The organism is Stenotrophomonas thermophila, assembly GCF_001499715.1.
In the GTDB taxonomy this organism is placed as follows: Bacteria; Pseudomonadota; Gammaproteobacteria; order Xanthomonadales; family Xanthomonadaceae; genus Stenotrophomonas; species Stenotrophomonas hibiscicola.
In genome coordinates this window covers 91,868-111,193 of the sequence record NZ_CVIW01000056.1, presented here as the reverse complement: position 1 = coordinate 111,193, position 19,326 = coordinate 91,868, and the positions used below count along the sequence as shown (strand labels likewise).

Sequence of the window (19,326 nt, the reverse complement as noted above, 5' to 3'; positions counted from 1 at the left end):
GTAGCGGTAGCGGTAGCGCAGGCATCATGTACCGCATCCGAGGGTGACCTCGGCTTCGTTCAGTGCGCCCAGCGCGACGCGTGACACGGAGATCGTCATCGCATCGGCCGTCACCACCGACCACGGCCGGTCGATCGCGTCCAGCTTGGCGCCCGCTTTGGCCAGGCACTTCAGTGGCACGCCAACACGCTTCCACTGGCCTTGTGGAAGCGCCGCCAGCGAGGCCCCGATGGCGAAGCGTGCCGAGCAGCCCGCGCCGCAACCGACCGACAGCCACGCCTCACCCTGCGGCGCAGCGTCGACCCGCAGCGTGGTCAGCAGCATCAGGTCGCCGTTGGATTCGCGCTGCAGATCCAGCGCCGTGTGCGACTGCAGTGCAGCGACGGCCTCGCCCTTGCCCGACCAGGCCAGGCGTCGCCCATCCTCCTGCGCCAGATGATCCACGCCGGTGATCTTCAGCCGATCATCGGGCAATGCATCCGGCACGCGGGTCACGGTCAGGCCCTGGCCTGCGGCCTGCTCAAGGCGCAGCGCCATGCCGGGGCCTGAATCACCGCGGGCGAAGAACACGCCGGTCGCGCCCTCGCTGCCGGTCACGCCCGATGCCTCCGGCAGCGCGGCCAGGTCGCCGTTGTCGGCGTAGGTCAGGCCGAAGCCAAACGCAAACAACGGATCGTAGTCCTTCTGGCCGACGTTGTTGGCGTACTGGGTGGCGGTGCGCGGCCAGCTGAAACTGAGCTTGCCCTTGAAATCGTGCTGCACGCGGCCATCGCTTCCGCGCAGCAGTACATCGGCAATGCCGGCGCCTTCCGAGCCCGGCAGCCATGCAGCCACGAAGGCATCGGCGGCATTGATTTCCCGGTTCACCCAGAGCGGCCGTCCGCTCAGGAAAACCGCAACAACCGGTATGCCTTCGGCCTTGAGCCGCTTGAGCAGCGCCAGGTCCGTTTCGTTGCCGGGCTTGTAGGCCAGCGTCGGCCGGTCTCCCTGGAACTCGGCATAGGGGTCCTCGCCAAACACCACCACCGCCACATCGGGCTTCACTGCATAGCGACCGTCGACGGCAAGCACGGCTTCACCACCGGCCGCCCTGGCCTGGCGCGCGATGCCCTCGTAGATCGTGTCCGCGTTGGGGAAGTCCCTGCGGCTGGTGCCGGTGCCCTGCCAGTTGAGCGTCCAGCCGCCCGCCTGCTTGCCGACATCGTTGGCACCGTCGCCGGCCACGAGGATCCGCTGCTTCGGCGACAGCGGCAGGACGCCGTTCTGGTTTTTCAACAGGACCAGCGATTCGCGCACGGCCTGCCGGGCGACCGCGCGATGTGCTGGCGCGCCGATCAGTGCGAACTGCCCACCAACGGCCCGTGTGGATGGCCTGCCGGCCTCGAACAGCCCAAGGCGGAACTTGACCCGCAGGATCCGGCGCACCGCATCGTCCAGGCGTTGCGGCGTGATCCGCCCATCCTTCACCGCAGCCAGCGTCGTCTCGTAGAAACCCTTCCAGCTGTCCGAGGCCATCGCCATGTCCAGGCCCGCGATGATGGTCGCGGGGCAGTCTGTGGTGGTGCAGCCCTTGACCTGTCCATGACCATTCCAGTCACCCACCACGAAGCCACCGAAGTTCATGCGGCCCTTGAGTACATCGGTAAGGTAGTGCCGGTGCCCATGCATCTTTTCACCGTTGACGCTGTTGAACGACGCCATCGCGGTCTGCGCGCCGGCGGCGATTGCCGGCGGATATCCGGCGGCGTGGATGCGCACCAGATCTGACTCGCTGATGCGGGTGTCGCCCTGGTCCTTGCCGTCAGTGGTGCCACCGTCGCCGAGGAAATGCTTCGCCGAGGCGATCACATGGCGGCCATCGAGGAACTCCGGGGTTCCCACCCTGCCCTGCAATCCCTCCACCATGGCGGCGGCATAGCTGGCCACCACCTCCGGCGATTCGGAGTAGCCTTCGTAGGCGCGTCCCCAGCGATCATCCTGGGGTACCGCAACGGTCGGCGCGAACGTCCACTCCATGCCGGTGACGCGGGTCTCCAGCGCGGTGATGCCACCGATCTGCCGCAGCAGCTCCGGATTGCGCGTGGCGCCCAGCCCGATGTTGTGCGGGAACAACGTGGCGCCAATGATGTTGCTCTGCCCGTGCACGGCATCGATGCCGAACAGCAGCGGGATGGCCTTGCCGCCTTTCGACGTGTCCATGGACGCGTCGTAGAAGGCGTCGGCCAGCGCCAGCCATTCGGCCGGCGACGCGTCATAGCGGCCATCGGGATCGGAGTTGCCACCGGCCAGGATCGAGCCGAGCCGGTAACGGCGCACATCGTCGGGGGTGACGCTGGCGGTGTCACCCTGCACCAGCTGGCCGACCTTTTCCTCCACCGTCATGCCGGCCATCAGGTCGGTGATGCGCTTCTCCAGTGCCGGATCTGCGGCCAGCGGCCAGGTGACCTTCGGCCAGGGATCCTTGTCGGTAGCTGCGGCGGCGGCAGCCCGGTCCTGGCCGCGGCAGCCAAGCAATCCCAGCATCAGTGCGGCGACCAGCGCGCCGCTGCGGATTACCAAGGCCTGCGATGTCATGGCGCTCATCCTTCCATCTGCTCCAGTTCCTTGCCCTTGGTCTCGTGCACGTGCCGGACGACGAAGATCACCGAGATCACGGCAGCGACGAGGTACATGCCGTATGTGGCTGCCAGCCCTGCCGCGGCCAGCAGCATCGGGAACGTCACCGTGACCACGAAGTTGGAGGTCCACTGCGCTGCACCGGCGACCGCCAATGCCGAACCGCGGATCTGGTTCGGGAACATCTCGCCCAGCATCACCCACATCACCGGCCCCCAGGACAGATTGAAGAACACGACGTAGGCGTTGGCCGCCACCAGCGCCAGCGTGCCCATGCGGCCGGGCAGCTGCAGATGCCCGTCGGCCAGCGAACCACTGGCAAAGGCCACCACCACCAGTGCCAGTGACAGCGACATCCCGGCCGAGCCGAACCACAGCAGGGGCTTGCGGCCGATCCGGTCAATCAGCAGTACGGTGACCACGCAGGCACCGATGCTCAGCGCACCGGACAATACATTGATCAGCAGCGCGTCGTTTTCGGAAAAGCCGACCGCCTGCCACAACACGGCGCCGTAATAGAACACCACGTTGATGCCGACCAGCTGCTGGAAGCAGGCCAGCCCGACGCCGACCCAGACAATCGGGCGGATCCGCCCGGTCCCCCTGCTCTTCAGGTCGGACAGTCGCGGGCGATGGTGGTCGTTGGACAGCGAGGCATCGATCTCCTCGAGCGTGGCGCGGGCCTTGTCGCCGCCGAGCAGCCGGGTGAGCACGCGCAGCGCGTCGTCCTTGCGCCGCTTCACCACCAGGTAGCGGGGGCTCTCAGGAATGGTCAGCAACAGCAGCAGGAACAGCAGCGATGGCGCGGCCTGCATCCAGAACATCCAGCGCCAGGCGGCCTGCCCGCCCCACAGCGGTTCGGTCGACGCGCCCGCTGCGGCCGCCAGCAGGTAGTTGGACAGGAAGGCAGCGGTGAGGCCGGTGATGATCGCGATCTGCTGCACGGTAGCCAGGCGGCCGCGATAGCGGGCCGGAGCGACCTCGGCAATGTAGGCCGGCGAGATCACGCTGGCCGCGCCGACCGCGAATCCACCCACCACCCGTGCGGCAATGAACCAGCCCGACGACACCGCTGCCCCGGCACCGAGTGCCGACAGCAGGAACATCACTGCCGACAGGATCAGCACGTTGCGACGGCCCAGGCGGTCGGCCAGCCGGCCTGCACTGAACGCGCCCACCGCACAGCCCAGCAGCATCGACGCGATCTCGAACCCCTGCATCCACTCACCGGACCGGAACGCCTGGTGCAGGCCATCCTGGGTACCGTTGATCACGCCGCTGTCGAAGCCGAACAGAAAACCGCCAATCGTCGCCACCACGCTGATCAGTACGATCAGCCGCGTGTTCTCACCGCTGCCTGCTGCCTGGTTCATCCCCGTCCCCTTGAGTGCGCCGTTGCCGCGTTCAGCGCAGCAGGTATTGGTTGAGCAGGTTTTCGTAACGCTCCTGCTTGCCGCTGGCCTGGCGCGGTTCGCCGAGCCGGGAGGCCAGTGCCGCCAGGTCCGGCAGGCTGAGCGTGCCGCGCTCGAACTCCTGGCCGGCGCCACTGTCGAAACTTGCGTAGCGCTCCTTGCGCCATTGCTCCCAAGGAGACTCGGTCAGCAGTGCATGGGCAACCTCCAGGCCGCGTGCGAACGCGTCCATGCCACCAATGTGGGCAATGAACAGATCCTCCAGGTCGGTCGACTCACGGCGCACCTTCGCATCGAAGTTCAACCCGCCCTCCAGCCCGCCCTGGCGCAGCACGACCAGCATCGCGCCCACGGTGTCGTACAGATCGCTGGGGAACTGGTCGGTGTCCCAGCCGTTCTGCGCGTTGCCGCGGTTGGCATCGATGCTGCCGAGCAGGCCATGATCGGACGCGACCTGCAGGTCGTGCTCGAAGGTATGGCCGGACAACGTGGCGTGGTTGGCCTCGATGTTGAGCTTGAAGTCCTTGTCCAGCCCGTGTTCCTTCAGGAAGCCCACCACCGTGGCACTGTCGAAGTCGTACTGGTGCTTCATCGGCTCCATCGGCTTGGGCTCGATCAGGAAGTTGCCCTTCAGGCCGATGCTGCGGCCATAGTCGCGGGCCATGGTCAGGAAGCGTGCGAAGTGCTCGATCTCGCGCTTCATCTGCGTATTGGCCAGCGACGCATAGCCCTCGCGCCCGCCCCAGAACACGTAGTGCTCGCCACCGAGTTCGACCGTGGCCTCCAGGGCGGCCTTGACCTGCACCGCAGCGCGGGCCACCACGGCGAAATCGGGATTGGTCGATGCACCATTCATGTAGCGCGGGTGCGAGAACAGGTTGGCCGTGCCCCACAGCAGCTTGACGCCGGTGGCCTCCTGGCGCGCCTTGGCCAGGCCCACCATGTGAGTGAGGTTCTTCTGGTACTGGCCGATATCATCGGCATCCGGCGCCAGGTCGATGTCGTGGAAGCACCAGTACGGCACGCCCAGCTTGGTGAAGAACTCGAACGCCGCGTCCACTTTCGCTTCAGCCGTGGCCAGCGGCGAGCCCGCCTCCCACGGGAACTGCCGGGTACCCGGGCCGAACGGATCGTGCCCGGCATTGCAGAAGGTGTGCCAGTAACACACGGCGAAACGCAGATGCTCCTGCATGGTCTTGCCACCGATGACCCGGTTGGCATCGTAGACCTTGAAGGCAAGCGGATTGTCCGAGCCCTTGCCCTCGAACGGAATGCGGCCGATGCCGGGGAAGTATTCCTTGGCGCCGATGAAGGGCTGCGTGCTCATGGTGCGTGCTCCTGTCGTTGTACGGGGTGTCGTGGAGGAGCCATCAGCCGCGCTGCAGCGGCGTGATGGCATCAAGATGACTGAGGAAGCGTGCGTAGGCCCGTGCATAGGCATCGCTGCGGTCCGGATCCGGGCGCGCGGAGAGCGTGGGATCGACGGTGACGTGCCGCGCGGTGATGTCGCTGATCGAAGTGGCGTTGCCCTGCGATCGGGCGAGCGACCACAGCGCCTGTAGCGCCGCTCCAAACGCCGCGCCTTCGGCCTGCACCGGGACCTCCACGGGCAGGCCGAACACATCGGCCACCAGTTGACGCCAGGCAGCGCTGTTGCTGCCACCGCCGGTGAGCACGATGCGATCAAACTGCATGCCCGCGCGGACGAAGGCGTCGTAGCCGTACTTCAGGCTGTAGGTCGCGCCTTCAATGGCGGCGCGGTACACATGCGCCGGGGTGAAATTGGCGGTGTCCAGGCCGGCCAGCACACCCTTGCCGAGCGGCAGGTCCGGCGTACGCTCGCCATTGAGGAAGGGCAGCATCACCAGCCCGCCTGCTCCCGGTGGCGTCGCGCGCAGGTGCGCATCGCCGTCGCGAGTGCTGAAGCCGAAGGCACGGGCCACCTGTTCGGTCGCCACGGTGCAGTTCATGGTGCAGATCAGCGGCAGCCATCCTCCCGTGGAAGAGCAGAAGGCGGCCCAGGCGCCGTCCGCGTCGATCACCGGCGCGCTGGAATAGGCGAACAGCGTTCCAGACGTTCCCAGGCTCATCGCCAGGCGTCCTTCGGTGACGCAGCCAGTGCCGATCGCGGCCATCATGTTGTCGCCGCCGCCAACGGCCACCTTCACCGCCGCTGCAAGCCCGAGCGCGGCCGCGGCCTTCGGCGCGATGTCAAACAGGGCGTCGGGTGCGGCGATCGGCGGCAGGCAGGCGGCAAGATCACGATCAGGATCGGTGGCGCGCAGCAGTTCCTGCGACCAGGTGCGTGTGCGCACGTCCAGCCAGCCGGTTCCGGACGCATCGCCAAGCTCGCAGAACCGCTGCCCGGTCAACACGAAATTCAGGTAGTCGTGTGGCAGCAGGATGGTCGCCAGCCGCGCATAGGCGTCGGCACGGTGGATCCTGGTCCAGGGCAGCTTGGACGCTGTGTAGCCGGCCAGGATCGGGTTGCCCGCCAGCGCGATGGTCCGTTGGAATCCGCCCACGGCGTCCATGATCTGGATGCATTCGGCCGAGGTGCTGGTGTCGCACCACAGCTTGGCCGGCGCCAGTACCTCGCCAGCATCATCAACCGGCACGAACCCATGCTGCTGCCCCGATACCGCCAGTGCGACGATGCGAGCGCGCAGCGAGGGGTCGATCCTGGCAAAGCAGTCGCGCAGGGCCGACACCCAGTCGGCAGGCGCCTGTTCACGGCTGCCGTCGGCACCGCTGTCCAGCGTGAGCGGCGCGCTGGTGACGGCGGCCACCGCTTGCGCCTGCGGGTCGTAGACCAGCACCTTCAGGCTCTGCGTCCCTGCATCGATCCCTGCAACCAGACCCATCGAAACCGCCTCCGATCAACAAAAAGGTAGCGCTAACATTCCGTGGACTCAAAAAGGGGGCGTGCTGTCCGGCCCCCTCGTTGCCACCGCATGCGTCATCGCCTGCGGTGTTCCCGCACTGTAACCAGCTGCAGCGGAAAAAGCGTGCTGCAACGCAAAACCCTGCTATGCGTTTGCTGCCGTCGAACGCCACACGTCAACGCCGGACCTGCAGTACTGCGCGATGAACTCCGCCTGGGTCGGCATCTGCGCGGCGGCCTGCTGCACCGGCTGCTGGATGCCCTTCAACAGGGTGCGCAGATCGGCGTCGCTCACTGCCCGCGCCAGCGGATGCGGCGGGCCTGGCGGAATGCCCTGCCCGAGCAGCACGCTGGTCCAGGACTCGACGCGGAACAGCTCGCCGGGGTCCTGCCAGGCGTGCGCACGCTCGCGCCACGCCTGCAACCGCTGCTGCAGCGATCCGGGCACGCTCATCTCGCGACACGCCTTCCACATCGGTTCGGTGCGCTGCGTTGCGTGATAGTGCAGGATGATGAAGTCGCGCACGTGCTCCATTTCCTGGCGGCTGACATCGTTGTACAACTGCACCAGCGACGCACTGATGCCGTCGAACGGGAACAACTGGATCAGGCGCACCACCGCGCTGATCGTCAGATGGATGCTGGTCGACTCCAGCGGTTCGATGAAACCGCTGGCCAGCCCGAGCGACACCACGTTCCCGTTCCAGGCCTTCAGCCGGCGCCCGCTGCGGAACGGCACGTTCCATGGGTCGCGCAAAGGTGGAGCCCCTGCATCGCGCAGCAGTTTCGCGGCGGCCTCGTCATCAGACAGATGGCGGCTGTCATACACCAGCCCACAGCCTACGCGGTGCTGCAGCGCGATGTGCCAGCGCCACCCCGCCTCGTGGGCGATCGCCCGGGTATAGGGCACCGGCGGCGCCACCGCTTCGGTCTGCACCGCCACGGCCCGGTCGCACGGAAGCCATTCGTGCCAGTCCTCGTAGCCGGTGCCCAGCGCCTGCTCGATCAGCAGGCCACGGAACCCCGTGCAGTCGATGAACAGATCGCCCTCGATCACCTGGCCGTCGTCCAGTACCAGCGCCTGAACCGAGCCGTCGTGCGCGTGCTGCCTGACCTGGGCGATCCTGCCTTCGATCCGGCGCAGGCCGTTGGCCTCGGCCCTGCCGCGCAGGAACCGCGCATACAGGCTGGCATCGAAGTGATACGCATAGCTGGCCTGCGGCTGGGTGTGCAGCGAGAAGCGGTCGCCGCGCGACGCGATGCTCTCCAGGCAGAAGTCGCCCAGGTCCGAGGGCATGCCGCGGCGCAGGCTGTCCAGCCAGAAGTGATGGAAGGGAGCCGCCCAGGTGCCATGGCCGATGGTGCCGAACGGATGGAAGAAGCGATCCCCCGGCAGCCGCCAGTTCTCGAACGAGATCGACAGCTTGAAGGTGCCGGCCACCGCGCGCAGGAACTCCTGCTCATCGATCTGCAGGAAGCGATGGAAGGTGCGGATCGGCGGCACGGTGGACTCACCGACGCCGACCGTGCCGATATGCTCGGACTCGACCAGCGTGATCTGCAGCTGGTCACGGAACTGGTGCGCCAGCGCGCAGCCGGCCAGCCATCCCGCTGTACCGCCACCGGCAATGACCACCTTGCGGATGCGCCCTGCAGGCGTGCTCTCGGTATCCAACGCGGTGCCCTCTCTCAACGGTTGAGCCTGCCCAGCAGCATCGCGCGCATGCGGCGGGCGCGCTGCTCGTCGAACGGTGCCAGATCCCCGCGCGCGGCATCAGGCAGGTGCTGCCCCGCGCGCTCGCCGGGGCCGAATACGTAGTAACGGAAGAGCCCTTCCCAGGCCTGCTTCTCACGCGCTGGCAGGTCGCGCACGGACCACATCGCGTGCTGCAGCGCCGCCAGCGGCGACCCCAGCCAGGCCGGCGAGCTTCGCCACCAGTAGTTCACCAGCACGTTGAACGGCTCCAGGCTGCGTACATGGTGCCACCACATGCTGGGAATGAAGATCGCATCGCCGGGTCCAAGTACCGCGCTGCGTGCATGCGCCAGCGCCTCGCGGAAACGTGGATGCCGATCGAAGTCGGGGCGCTCGAAGTCCACCACGCTGACCACCTGTCCGCCCGGCGTGGGATCGAGCGGGCCCGGATAGAGGTTGTCGATCTGGGCGGGCGGGAACAGGGTGAACTCACGCCGCCCCACCGCGCAGCAGGCGAGGTTGTCGGGTGTGTCGAAATGGCACGAGGCCGTCACCCGGTTGCCGATCCAGATGCCGGCGGTGGCGTCGATGCCCTGCTTCGCCAGCCCGGCGTCGTTGGCCTGCGCGAATGCCGGCAGCAGTGCCCGCTCGATCGGCAGCGAGGCCACGTAATAGGTTGGCGGCCGAGGCGCATGCAGCGTCGTGGCGATCTCTTCCAGCACCTGGGCCAGACCGCCACGCCGCACTTCGAAGTTCAGCCGGGTGAAGTCCGCGCTGTAGAACGGGCGGCCCGCGATCTCGGGGCCGCCGAACGAGTACTGGATGGGCGCACCCGCATCGACGCTGCACAGGTACACCATCGCGTCGTGCACGCCGCCCAGTCCGGCCTGGACCAGTGGCCAACCGCTGGCGATGCCGCGCAGTACGACCGGCTCACCGGCGTCCACCAGGTCAGCCAATGGCAACGCGGCAGGATCGATGCCTTCCAGGATCCGCATCGGCAGGCTGGCGTGCACCGGTCAGTTCCTGACCGCCTGCGTGGTGCCGTCCTGGACGCGGAGACGGCGCTGCTTCTCGGCGATCAGGCGGCGCATGTTATGCAGCGAGGCAAGCATCAGGTACGCACCTTCCAGGTAACCGGCGCGGTTCAACGCAGCCAGGCGTGAACTGTCCAGCGCCGCCAGGCGCTCGCGGTCAATGCCGTGCAATCCGCTCACGCCCACGCGGTGATGCGACGCGAGCTGCACATCAAGCGTGACCGGCTGGATGAGCCCGCAGTCGTCGAGCATCGTGAACATACCGGCCGCGAAGGCACTTCCCTCGTGGATGCCGCGCAGCACGCCGGCGATGTGGTCCAGGTAGGGCGTGTTGCCGCCCTGCGGCAGGAACACCGGCTCACCGGCGCCGGCGGTGACGCGCGGATGGTCCAGGTCCACGTGCATCACCGCATCCTGGGTGAGCAGGCCATCCACGTAGTGCTCCTGGAACCCGATCAGGAACGGCCCTTTGGCGGCCGCACCAGGCAGGTAGGAGGCATTCCAGCGCCCGTCCTGCAGGAACAGGTTCTCGTGTTGTTCGAAACCCAGCAGGGCCACGGACTGCCACGCTTCTGTCCCGGTTTCCCTGCGCAGGAAGATCGGATACTCACGCTGCAGTTCAGCGAACTCGCTGGGATAGGCCGGCACCATGCCCACCGCATCGCCGAACTGCGGCCCGAATCCGGTGGCGACCTTCAGGTCCCGATGCGCGATGTTGTTGAGCATTTCGTAGCGGGCCATCAGGGTATCCAGTCCAGTGTGGGTTGCTGGCCGGCAGGGTAGCGCAGGCGCGACAGGTGCGGCGACACCGTCCCGGCACGGCACCGCTGGCGGGCAGCGGTGCCGTGCCGGACGCATCGGCAACCAGGTTCAGAACTTGTAGCGGACGCCCAGCATGTAGCGCGGGCTCTGGTCTGCCAGCTTGACGATCATCTGCGACGTGCGCGAGCGCCACCGCACATCCTCACCGGTCAGGTTGATCGCCTCCAGGCTGAAGGACCAGTGGTCATCGAGCGCGTAGTTGACGCTGAGATCCCACTGCTCGTACGGCTCCACATAGTACGGATTGCGGCTGGAGCCCTGGTTGGCCAGGATCAGGTACTGATCGCGCCAGTTCCATGCCAGTCGCACCGACCACCCGTACTTCTCGTACATCAGCATGGCGTTGGCGGTGTCGCTCAGGCCGGTGAGCGAGAACTGGTCGATACCCGGATCGCCGCCGTTGTTGTAGCCGACATCACCTTTCACCACCGTGTAGTTGGCCAGTACGCCGAACCCGGTGTCACCGAAGAAGTACTGCCCGCCCAGCTCCCAGCCGTGCAGCTTGGACTTGTTCTGGTTGATCGGGCGATTGACGTTGAACTGGTACAGCGGATCGTTGGCCTGCCCATACAGATCGTAGGCCGCTTCGGTGGCCAGAACTTGCGCATCGGTTCCGTTGTAGGCGCCCAGGCCAGCAGGATTGTTGCGCAGCAACGCCAGTGCGGTGAACAGCGAGGTGTCGTTGGCCGAGCAGGCGGCCGCGTTGGCCGGCCCGACCTGGGCGACGCAGGCGCCGCTGGTCAGGAAGTCCAACGCCGCCCGTGCATCCGGCCCGGAGGTGGGGTCGGTGAGGCCGTACAGGCTTTCCTGGACGACGGTGTTGCCGATGAAGTTGCTGACCGACTTGTTCCAGTAGGTCAATGACACATAGCTGGCATCGGCGAAGTACCACTCCAGCCCCAGGTCGAGGTTGTCCGATTCCAGCGGCTTCAGGCTCGGGTTCTGGGAATTGCCGCTGGCGCGCGAGGAGGGATCGATCAGCACCGAGCCGAACGGCTGCTGGGCCCCGGGTCCCGCATAGAGATTGCCGTACGGCGCGCGGGCGATGCTCTTGCCAAACGACACACGGCCCTTAAGTTCCTCGGTGAGGTCGATGCTGAAATCGAGGTTGGGCAGGATGTAGCTGTACCGCGCCTTCTCCGTGAAGGGCTGCTGCTCATCGGACAGCACGATGCGGAAATCGTTGTTGGCCTGCCACTCGATGGATTCGGGAACGGCAATGACCGAGGTCGACACCACGTCGGTGGTTTCATAGCGCACGCCCAGGCGGGTGTTGGTGCGCATGCCGCCCAGTTCCCCGTCCAGTTCCACCTGGAAGTACGCCGCCTTGGTCTTCTCTTCCACGAAGTTGTCGGCCGCGCGTTGCGGATTCACGCCCAGGCCGACGCCGTACTCGCCAGATGCCCATTGCGCGAGCTGTCCGGCATTGCCGCGCCAGGCCGGCCAGCTGTTGGCACTGTAGTCGTCGAACAGGCCGACGATGCCGACCGGCTGCAGCAGGTCCATCAGGCCCGCGGCGGTATCCCGGTCCACGTTGGCCACGCCCCAGTCACCCAGGGTGGAGTAGGCCTCGGCGGCCTGAATGCGGTGGGTGGTGGACTTGTTGGTGTCCACGCCGAACTGGAAGCGGCCGTGGTCGAAGTTCCATTCGCCATCGACGCGCGCCTGCTTGATCTCGCTGATCTGGGTCTGCGCGTTGACGCGCAGCACCTGCGTGCCAACCTCGCCTTCCTGGAAGCCCGGGTTGACCACGCCATTGGTCCCGGCGACGGCATCGGCGGTGCTGGGATACCAGACCTGGGTGCCAACCGGCAGGCCATTGTTGAAGTTCAATTCCTGCACCCAGGAGCCGCCACAATGCGGGCCACGGGTGCAGTTGTTGGTGCCGGCGATGCTCATGAAGATCGAACCACCGCCGGTCAGCGGGTCATTCGGGCGGCTCTCGTTCTTGGAGTTGTGCGCATCGAAGCTGAGCTTGAAGCGGTCGCTGACATTCCAGACGGCGTTGAAGCCCAGCGAGCCCAGCTTGTACTCCTGCATGCTGCGCTGCTGTTCCAGGCCGAAATCCTTGGTGCCGGCGATCTCACGGATGTAGACCGGCGTCGCGACGGCGCCACTGGTGTCGAACTCGACGTTGGTGTAGTTGCTGTTCTGCAGCCACATGCCCTGCTCGCCACGATTCTCGGTGATTTCGTTGGTCGAGTAGGTGTAATCCACGGTCAGGGTCAGGCTGTCCGTCGGTGCGAACTGCAGCACCGCCTGGCCGTTGACGCGTTCGCGTTCGAATTCGGAGAACGCGTAGCGCAGGTCGTTGGGCCGCGCGTAAAGCTGGCCGACGGCCGGGGCATTGACCACGGTCGGGTTGCCCGGCATCGACCCCGTCCACGGCTGCACGTTCCAGTAGTTCTCCGTGGCCTGGACCGAGCCACCCTTGCGCTTCTGCTGGCTCGCGCTGAGGCTGACGCCAAAGGTCTTTTCCGGATTGCTGTAGCTCAAAATGCCCGACAGCTCCGGTGTCAGGTCATTGTCGAACGGCTGGCTCTGGTCGGAGACCAGCTTCGCCCCGGCGTTGGCCACGATGCCGGCGTGATCGAGCGGGCGCGAGGTCAGGATATTGATCGTCGCGCCGATGCCACCGCTGGGCACCTGTGCCTGGCTGGTCTTGTAGACCTCGATGCCATTGATGGCCTCGGCGGCCAGCTGCGCGAAATTGAAGGCGCGGGTGCCGCCGTCGACACCGCCGATGGCCACCTGCCCGGAGGCACCGAAAGCATCGGCGCCGGGCATCTGGCGACCATTGAGCGTGACCATGTTGAACTGCGGACCAAAGCCACGCGCGGTCACCTGCGCGCCCTCGCCGTCACGGCGCTCGATGGAGATGCCGGTGATGCGCTGCAACGATTCGGCAAGATTGGTATCGGGGAACTTGCCGATGTCCTCGGCGCTGATCGCGTCGACCACGCCCGCCGAGTCGCGCTTGATGTCCATGGCCTGGCTCAGGCTGTTGCGTATGCCCGTGACCTGCACTGCATCGAGCTGGGTGGGCTGCGACTGGCTCTGCGGCTGCTGCCCGGTCGCCGGTGCTGCGTCCTGCGCAAAGGCAGGATTGATGACCAGGGCGCCACCCACGAAGGTGAACATGGCCCGGGACCGGAACTTCGCCAATGCGCGGCTCATGAACCGGACCTCGGGGCCAGGGTGCCGCGGAAACTGCAAGTGCTCATGAAAGTCCCCTCTGACATACGATCGAATGGATGTACCGCCCCTCCCAGGGGCACGCACGGGCGTGGCCCGCATTCCAAACCGAACAGCACGGGTGCTCGGGCACGCCGCGACTTACACTTGCTTTTCAAGCCTGCCAGGACAAACACGCGGCAAAGAAGGCAGCCCCTGGACCTTGGATCCCCGTCCGACTGGTAGCGCTACCATCGCGTTGCAGCGGAGAGTAATCACCCCGGTTCGCGCTTGTCACCATGCAGCGCAGCAAACCAGCAGCGCGCGGCACAGCTCATGACCCGGCTGCTGCTGCATCCGGTCAGGCGCACCCGACGTAGGAAGGATGCCCGCACTTGCGGGTCATCCAGAAAGGAACGCACCGTGAACGCTCTTCAGCGCATCGCCGCCGCAGTCGGCTTCGCCCTACTCGTTTCGTCCGGCTCCTCAGTTTTCGCCGCCAACGCCGTCATCGTGGGCGGGGCAGAGATGTACCCCACCAGGACCATCGTCGAGAACGCCGTCAATTCCAAGGATCACACCACCCTCGTTGCAGCGGTCAAAGCAGCCGACCTGGTCGACACCCTCAACGGCACCGGGCCCTTCACTGTTTTCGCGCCCACCAATGCGGCCTTCGAAAAACTGCCTGCAGGCACTGTCGATACGCTGGTGAAGCCGGAAAACAAGGCACAGCTGACCCGGATCCTGACCTACCACGTCGTCCCGGGCAGCTACAGTTCGGCGCAGCTTCTGGCCGATGCCCGCAAGCACGGCGGCAAGGCCACCCTCAAGACCGTGCAGGGTGAGCCTCTCACCGTGGCGCTCCACGATGGCAAGCTCTGGATCATCGACGCAAGGGGTGGCAAGGCAGGCATCAGCACTGCAGATGTCAGCCAGTCCAACGGCGTCATCCACGTGGTCGACACCGTGCTGATGCCCTAGTATGCGGCCTCATGCAACGGGCATCCGGCGCGATGCCCGTTGCCCGGGCCGGTCATGCCGCCGTCAACATGCGGATGCGCGGCCGGCATGGCGCAGCGGCTACCACACCGGTCCCAGCAGCTTCGTCACTTCGGCCTCCAGTTTCTGCGCGGCCTCGTCCTGGGAGGCGACCTTGATGCACAACCCCGACTGTGCCGGTCCCGGCACCAGCTGGTAGCGGTTGATGGTGCCGCCACCTTCACCGTCCAGCGCTACCCGCGCCACTACCGTTCGGCCATTGGCGTGGAAGGTCCAGTCCTGATAATCAAACATGCTTCAGTAGGTGTGCGGCCAAGATGTCATCCCACTTTAGGCGGCACGACAGTGAAGAACGCTCCAGGAAAATGTTCAGCGCGCGTGGACATGATGGCGACAGGGCCTATTGCAGTGCCCGCGCCAACTGCAGGACATCGGCGAAGAAGGAGGGATAGTCGTCCTGTGGAGCGTTGTGGCTCTCGCGCCGGTGGATCAGGCGCACTGCGACGACACGCTGTTCCGGAATGATCATCAGGTATTGGCCCAGGTAGCCGTTGGCGGCGAAGCCGACGACCGGCCCCCGTGTGATGTCGTAGAGATCGGTGAGCTTCAGGCCGCGCGCGGAGATCTGGCTGCCGTAGCGCTGGGACCAGTCCGCGCCCAGTTGATCGGCAAGGAAGGCGACCAGCGTGCTGCGGCTTTCGAATACTCGCCCTGCACTGGCCTGCAGTGCGCGCTGCACGTCGTCGTCCACCCTCCTTTGCACCAGCAGATCCTCTAGCCGGGGCTTGAGTTGGTAGCGTTCCCAGGCCGGTACCCGCCACCACAGCAGCCCAACATCTGGCGCACGGGCGCTTTCGGTCGTCATCAACGCGACAGACTGCTCACTCAGGAGACGTTTGCCATCCGGCGCCACACCTCCGTCCAGCAACAGTTGCCCGATGGCGGCAAGATCGGCCGCGCGCAGGGACAGCCCGGCCATGCCCAGCGGGGTGCCTGCCTGATCCTTCATCCAGGTGTAGTGGGCAATGCCCAGGGGCTTGAACAGGCGCGCGTCCACGTAGGCATCCAGCGGCTCGCCTGCCAGGCGCTCGACAATACCGGGCAGCAGGTTGGTGGCCTTGTTGTTGTAGGAGAACACGGCACCCGGGGCATCGCTCAGCTCGGCGGCCAGTGCCAGCCTGACCAGGTCCGGGGCCCCTTCCAGCTCTTCGCCCGCGTTCGCCACGTTCTGCAGGCCCGAGGTATGGTCCAGTAGCATGCGCACGGTGATGGCGCGCTTCCTGCCCTGCTTCCATTCGGGATAGATCTGGCTGACCGGCGTATCGATCGAAGCCAGCTTTCCTTCGTCCAGCAGCAACGCAATGGCCAGCGCGACGACCGACTTGGTGGCCGACATCAGGTGAACCGATTCCTGCCCCGCGGCGGGCTTCAGCTCAAGCAGCGTCTCCCGGTCGTGCATTACCAGGACCGCATCGGAATGCGCGGCGCGCGCGTTGCGCTCGATCGCGGCAAGGGCTTCGGCACGCGTCGCCGCTTGGGTGGGCCCGGCGATGCCGAACACCAGGGCCAGGGCGCAGGACAACCAGCAGGATCTTGGCATCGCAATCTCGTCCAATGAGCGTGTGTGCAGTTTGACTACATATGTAGTCAAGCCGCAGTGCCTGAAGTCATGCCGCGCTTGAGTGCTGAAGGTGGGCTGGGCGCCGCCCCGGCCCACCTGCAGCGCGGTCGACTGCAGCGGTCGCCATGCCGCGCCGCACGGTATGATGCGGCGACCCGGAACCTGCGATGATTGCAGCGGCCGCCCATCCGCTGATCGCGCGCGCCAGGACCCCCTGCGCCGGGGTCGCTGCCGGTGCCGCTGAAGCCCCACTCCATGCTCGCCCCCCAAGCCCCCCTCGTGATCTGGGCAGCGGTCGCCGTTGCCACCATCGGCCTGCTGTTCCGTCCTTTCCGCATCCCCGAATATGTGTGGGCGTTGTGCGCTGCCGCCCTCTTGCCGTTGCTGGGCGCGGTGTCGCTGCACACCGCATGGGGCGCGGTGGCCGAAGGCCGCGACGTCTACCTCTTCCTGGTCGGCATGATGATGCTGGCCGAACTGGCGCGGCGCGAAGGCCTGTTCGATTGGGTGGCGTTGTACGCGGTGCGGCATGCGGGCGGATCCGGGCGACGCCTGTTCGACCTGGTATTCCTGGTCGGCACGCTGGTGACGGTGTTCCTGTCCAACGATGCAACGGCCGTGGTGCTGACCCCGGCGGTCTACGCCGCCTGCAAGGCGGCGCGCGCCAATCCCCTGCCCTACCTGTTCGTCTGTGCATTCATCGCCAATGCGGCCAGCTTCGTGCTGCCTATTTCCAATCCGGCCAACCTGGTGGTGTACGGCCAGCACATGCCGCCGCTGCTGCAGTGGCTGGCGCAGTTCGCGCTGCCGTCGGCGGCGGCGATCGGTGCCACCTACCTGGTCCTGCGCTGGGTGCACCGGCGCGAGATCGCCCAGCCGCTGGTGGCCGCGCCGGCACATCGCCCGTTGACCGACGGCGGCCGGCTGAGCGCACTGGGCGTGCTGTTCACCGGCACCGTGTTGCTGGTCACGTCCGCCTTGAACGGGCCATTGGGCCTGACCACGTTCTGCGCGGGCACGCTGAGTGTGGCGGTGGTGGCGATCCGCCAGCGGCGCAGCCCGCTGCCACTGCTGCGCCACGTGTCCTGGGGCGTGCTGCCGCTGGTGGCGGGACTGTTCGTGCTGGTGGAAGCGGTGGCACAGACCGGTGTCATCCAGAGCGCGGCCAGCGCACTGCAGGCCGTGGCGCAGGCATCTCCCCGCCAGGCCAGCTGGCTGGCCGGTGGCGCGGCCGCGCTGCTGAGCAACGTGGCCAACAATCTGCCGGTCGGCCTGGCCGCCGGTTCGCTGGGGCAGATGGCCGACCTGCCGGCGCAGACCCGTGCCGCATTGCTGGTCGGCGTGGATCTGGGGCCCAACCTGTCGGTCACCGGTTCGCTGGCGACGATGCTGTGGCTGGTGGCGCTGCGTCGCGAGGGCGAGCATGTCAGCGCGCTCGACTTCCTGCGCGTCGGCGCGCTGGTGATGCCGCCGGCGTTGATCGGAGCACTGCTGCTGCTCTGATCGGCGCGCGAGCGGCATGCGCTGCTAGAAGGCCACCTGCAGGCGGGTGTTGAAGGTGGTGCCTTCATCCCTGCCCTGGCCGGTGCCGCTGCGGTTGCGGGTCTGCCAACGGATCGCCTCGAACATCACGCGGCTGAAGTCGTTGAGATACCAGTTCGCACCCAGCGTCCACGCGTGGCCGGTACCGCCACTGGGCAGCTCGGCATAGTCCACGTCCTCGTAGCGCCCCTTCAGTTCCCATGCCCCGGCGCCGCCGCGGGTGACAGGATCGGCCACCTTCACGCGTCCCCAGGTGCCGGCCTTGCCCGAATAGGCCGGCCTTGCACCGGCCAGGAACCAGCCAGCCGAAATCGCCCAGGCCTCGTGGTCCAGATCGTAGCGCCCGCTGGCGCCGGTCCCGCGCAGGTTGCGCGTACCCCATTCGCCGGTCGCCCAGGCCGGCCCGAAGAAGCCTGCCAGTTCCGCGCCATGGGCCGTGCTGCGCTCGGCGCCCAGCAGTGTGCCCGGCGCAATCTTTACCAGGTCGTTGAAGTGCCCGGCGATGGCCGAACTGCGGACGACGCCGCTGGCGCCTGCGGCGATCTCCTCGTGGAAGGCCCAGGCCCCCAGGTGCACCGTGACTGCGTCGTTGGCCACCGGGTTCCAATGCACGCGCGTGGCCCAGGTCTGGCTGTCGTTGTCGGTGCCGGCGTTGTTGAGATCATTGCCGGCCACCGAAAGGCTGGCATGCCAGTTCTTGCCGTACACGCGCTCGGTCAGGCCGACACCGAACAGGCCGCGCTGCGGCAGCATCAGCGTGCCGACCACGTTGCGGTCCTGGAAAGGCGTGTTGGACGTGCTGCTGGAGCCATCGATACCGCGATCATTCAAGCGGTTGCCCATCGTGAGATCGGCCGGCAGGCCGAACAGCGTGTGGTCCAGCGTGGCGTAGACCGACTTCCACGCGACCGCGTTGTCGGCGAAGTCGCCCTCCACGACCCAGCCCAGGGTGCCGTAGCGCCCTTCGGCCCCCAAGCGTACCGAACGGACCTCGGTACCCGAAACATTGCGGCCGGCGACCGCCGAACCGTCGGTGCTGGAGGCATCGACGAACAGGCGTCCGCGCGGACGGAACGCCACGGCGCCATCGGCACTGCTGAACTCCGGCGCACCCTTGGCCCAGGAGACCTTCGGCAGCCTGGACTGGCTGGTTTCCAGTGCGGCCACCCGCGTTTCCAGCGCAGGCAGGGGCGGCGTTGACGGTGCGCCCGCACTGCCCTGTCCGCCCTCGACGGCGCGGAGGCGTGCTTCCAGTTGCTGGATCTGCAGTGCCTGCTGCTGCACCAGGCGTGACAGCTCAGCCTGGCTCAGCGGCGCGGGCAGCGAGGACGTGGACTGTGCGTCGGCATGGCCGCTGGCCAACAGCAGGCCGAGCGCGACCGGCAGCGCTGCCAGCGGCAGCACGTTGGAATGGTTCATGGGCTCTCTCCGGCCAGCCGGCCCCCTGGCCTGGCGCTGGCCCGTTGCGGTGGTGCGGGGGAAGATCGGGGAAGGAAGCGCGCGCCGCCGGATCGGCCCGGCGG

General features: G+C 66.8%; 13 protein-coding genes. 2 read left to right on the top strand and 11 right to left on the bottom strand.

The window, feature by feature from the left end:
- Nucleotides 1–24 precede the first annotated feature (24 nt).
- From BN1263_RS17475 to BN1263_RS17440, 8 genes are all read right to left on the bottom strand, one after another.
- On the bottom strand, nucleotides 25–2,583 hold the full coding sequence (locus BN1263_RS17475) for a glycoside hydrolase family 3 protein (protein ID WP_144435384.1): 2,559 nt from the start codon (nucleotides 2,581–2,583) through the stop codon (nucleotides 25–27).
- Nucleotides 2,580–3,989, bottom strand: coding sequence for a sugar porter family MFS transporter (locus BN1263_RS17470; protein WP_058982952.1), 1,410 nt, complete (start codon nucleotides 3,987–3,989; stop codon nucleotides 2,580–2,582). The genes BN1263_RS17475 and BN1263_RS17470 overlap by 4 nt, the downstream gene beginning before the upstream one ends.
- 31 nt (nucleotides 3,990–4,020) lie before the next feature.
- Nucleotides 4,021–5,355 (bottom strand): xylose isomerase, encoded by a 1,335-nt coding sequence (gene xylA / locus BN1263_RS17465; RefSeq protein WP_058982950.1) that lies wholly within the window; start codon nucleotides 5,353–5,355, stop codon nucleotides 4,021–4,023.
- 43 nt (nucleotides 5,356–5,398) lie between these two features.
- Entirely contained in the window at nucleotides 5,399–6,892 is a 1,494-nt protein-coding gene (gene xylB / locus BN1263_RS17460; protein ID WP_058982948.1) for a xylulokinase, read from the bottom strand.
- A 165-nt stretch (nucleotides 6,893–7,057) separates the two neighbouring features.
- Nucleotides 7,058–8,587: a tryptophan halogenase family protein gene (locus tag BN1263_RS17455; protein ID WP_058982946.1), complete on the bottom strand. Its 1,530-nt coding sequence runs from the start codon at nucleotides 8,585–8,587 to the stop codon at nucleotides 7,058–7,060.
- 14 nt (nucleotides 8,588–8,601) lie between these two features.
- Entirely contained in the window at nucleotides 8,602–9,624 is a 1,023-nt protein-coding gene (locus BN1263_RS17450; protein WP_080398869.1) for a cupin-like domain-containing protein, read from the bottom strand.
- 3 nt (nucleotides 9,625–9,627) lie between these two features.
- Nucleotides 9,628–10,386: a SapC family protein gene (locus BN1263_RS17445; RefSeq protein WP_058982944.1), complete on the bottom strand. Its 759-nt coding sequence runs from the start codon at nucleotides 10,384–10,386 to the stop codon at nucleotides 9,628–9,630.
- 129 nt (nucleotides 10,387–10,515) lie between these two features.
- The gene (locus BN1263_RS17440; protein WP_058982942.1) at nucleotides 10,516–13,644 is read right to left on the bottom strand and encodes a TonB-dependent receptor; all 3,129 of its coding nucleotides are present in this window, start codon (nucleotides 13,642–13,644) and stop codon (nucleotides 10,516–10,518) included.
- Between the two features lie 420 nt (nucleotides 13,645–14,064).
- Between BN1263_RS17440 and BN1263_RS17435 the strand changes: the two genes are divergently transcribed.
- Nucleotides 14,065–14,622 (top strand): fasciclin domain-containing protein, encoded by a 558-nt coding sequence (locus tag BN1263_RS17435; RefSeq protein WP_058982940.1) that lies wholly within the window; start codon nucleotides 14,065–14,067, stop codon nucleotides 14,620–14,622.
- A 99-nt stretch (nucleotides 14,623–14,721) separates the two neighbouring features.
- Here BN1263_RS17435 and BN1263_RS17430 read toward each other — a convergent pair whose 3' ends face one another.
- Both BN1263_RS17430 and BN1263_RS17425 read right to left on the bottom strand, forming a co-directional pair.
- Complete coding sequence (locus BN1263_RS17430; protein WP_010485683.1) at nucleotides 14,722–14,934, bottom strand: hypothetical protein; 213 nt, start codon at nucleotides 14,932–14,934, stop codon at nucleotides 14,722–14,724.
- 106 nt (nucleotides 14,935–15,040) lie between these two features.
- Nucleotides 15,041–16,222, bottom strand: a complete 1,182-nt coding sequence (locus tag BN1263_RS17425; protein WP_058982938.1) for a serine hydrolase domain-containing protein — start codon at nucleotides 16,220–16,222, stop codon at nucleotides 15,041–15,043.
- Between the two features lie 294 nt (nucleotides 16,223–16,516).
- Between BN1263_RS17425 and BN1263_RS17420 the strand changes: the two genes are divergently transcribed.
- Nucleotides 16,517–17,764 carry an arsenic transporter gene (locus BN1263_RS17420; protein WP_058982937.1) on the top strand — a complete coding sequence of 416 codons (1,248 nt, stop codon included), beginning with the start codon at nucleotides 16,517–16,519 and terminating at the stop codon, nucleotides 17,762–17,764.
- A gap of 24 nt (nucleotides 17,765–17,788) precedes the next feature.
- Here the strand turns inward: BN1263_RS17420 and BN1263_RS17415 are convergent, their stop codons facing one another.
- Nucleotides 17,789–19,222 (bottom strand): OprO/OprP family phosphate-selective porin, encoded by a 1,434-nt coding sequence (locus BN1263_RS17415; RefSeq protein ID WP_058982935.1) that lies wholly within the window; start codon nucleotides 19,220–19,222, stop codon nucleotides 17,789–17,791.
- Nucleotides 19,223–19,326 lie beyond the last annotated feature (104 nt).

Coding starts and splice junctions, on each gene's coding strand:
- BN1263_RS17440 (WP_058982942.1), bottom strand. CDS start 13,644: ATGAGCCGCGCATTGGCGAAGTTCCGGTCCCGGGCCATGTTCACCTTC.
- BN1263_RS17445 (WP_058982944.1), bottom strand. CDS start 10,386: ATGGCCCGCTACGAAATGCTCAACAACATCGCGCATCGGGACCTGAAG.
- BN1263_RS17470 (WP_058982952.1), bottom strand. CDS start 3,989: ATGAACCAGGCAGCAGGCAGCGGTGAGAACACGCGGCTGATCGTACTG.
- BN1263_RS17430 (WP_010485683.1), bottom strand. CDS start 14,934: ATGTTTGATTATCAGGACTGGACCTTCCACGCCAATGGCCGAACGGTA.
- BN1263_RS17420 (WP_058982937.1), top strand. CDS start 16,517: ATGCTCGCCCCCCAAGCCCCCCTCGTGATCTGGGCAGCGGTCGCCGTT.
- xylA (WP_058982950.1), bottom strand. CDS start 5,355: ATGAGCACGCAGCCCTTCATCGGCGCCAAGGAATACTTCCCCGGCATC.
- BN1263_RS17415 (WP_058982935.1), bottom strand. CDS start 19,222: ATGAACCATTCCAACGTGCTGCCGCTGGCAGCGCTGCCGGTCGCGCTC.
- xylB (WP_058982948.1), bottom strand. CDS start 6,892: ATGGGTCTGGTTGCAGGGATCGATGCAGGGACGCAGAGCCTGAAGGTG.
- BN1263_RS17475 (WP_144435384.1), bottom strand. CDS start 2,583: ATGAGCGCCATGACATCGCAGGCCTTGGTAATCCGCAGCGGCGCGCTG.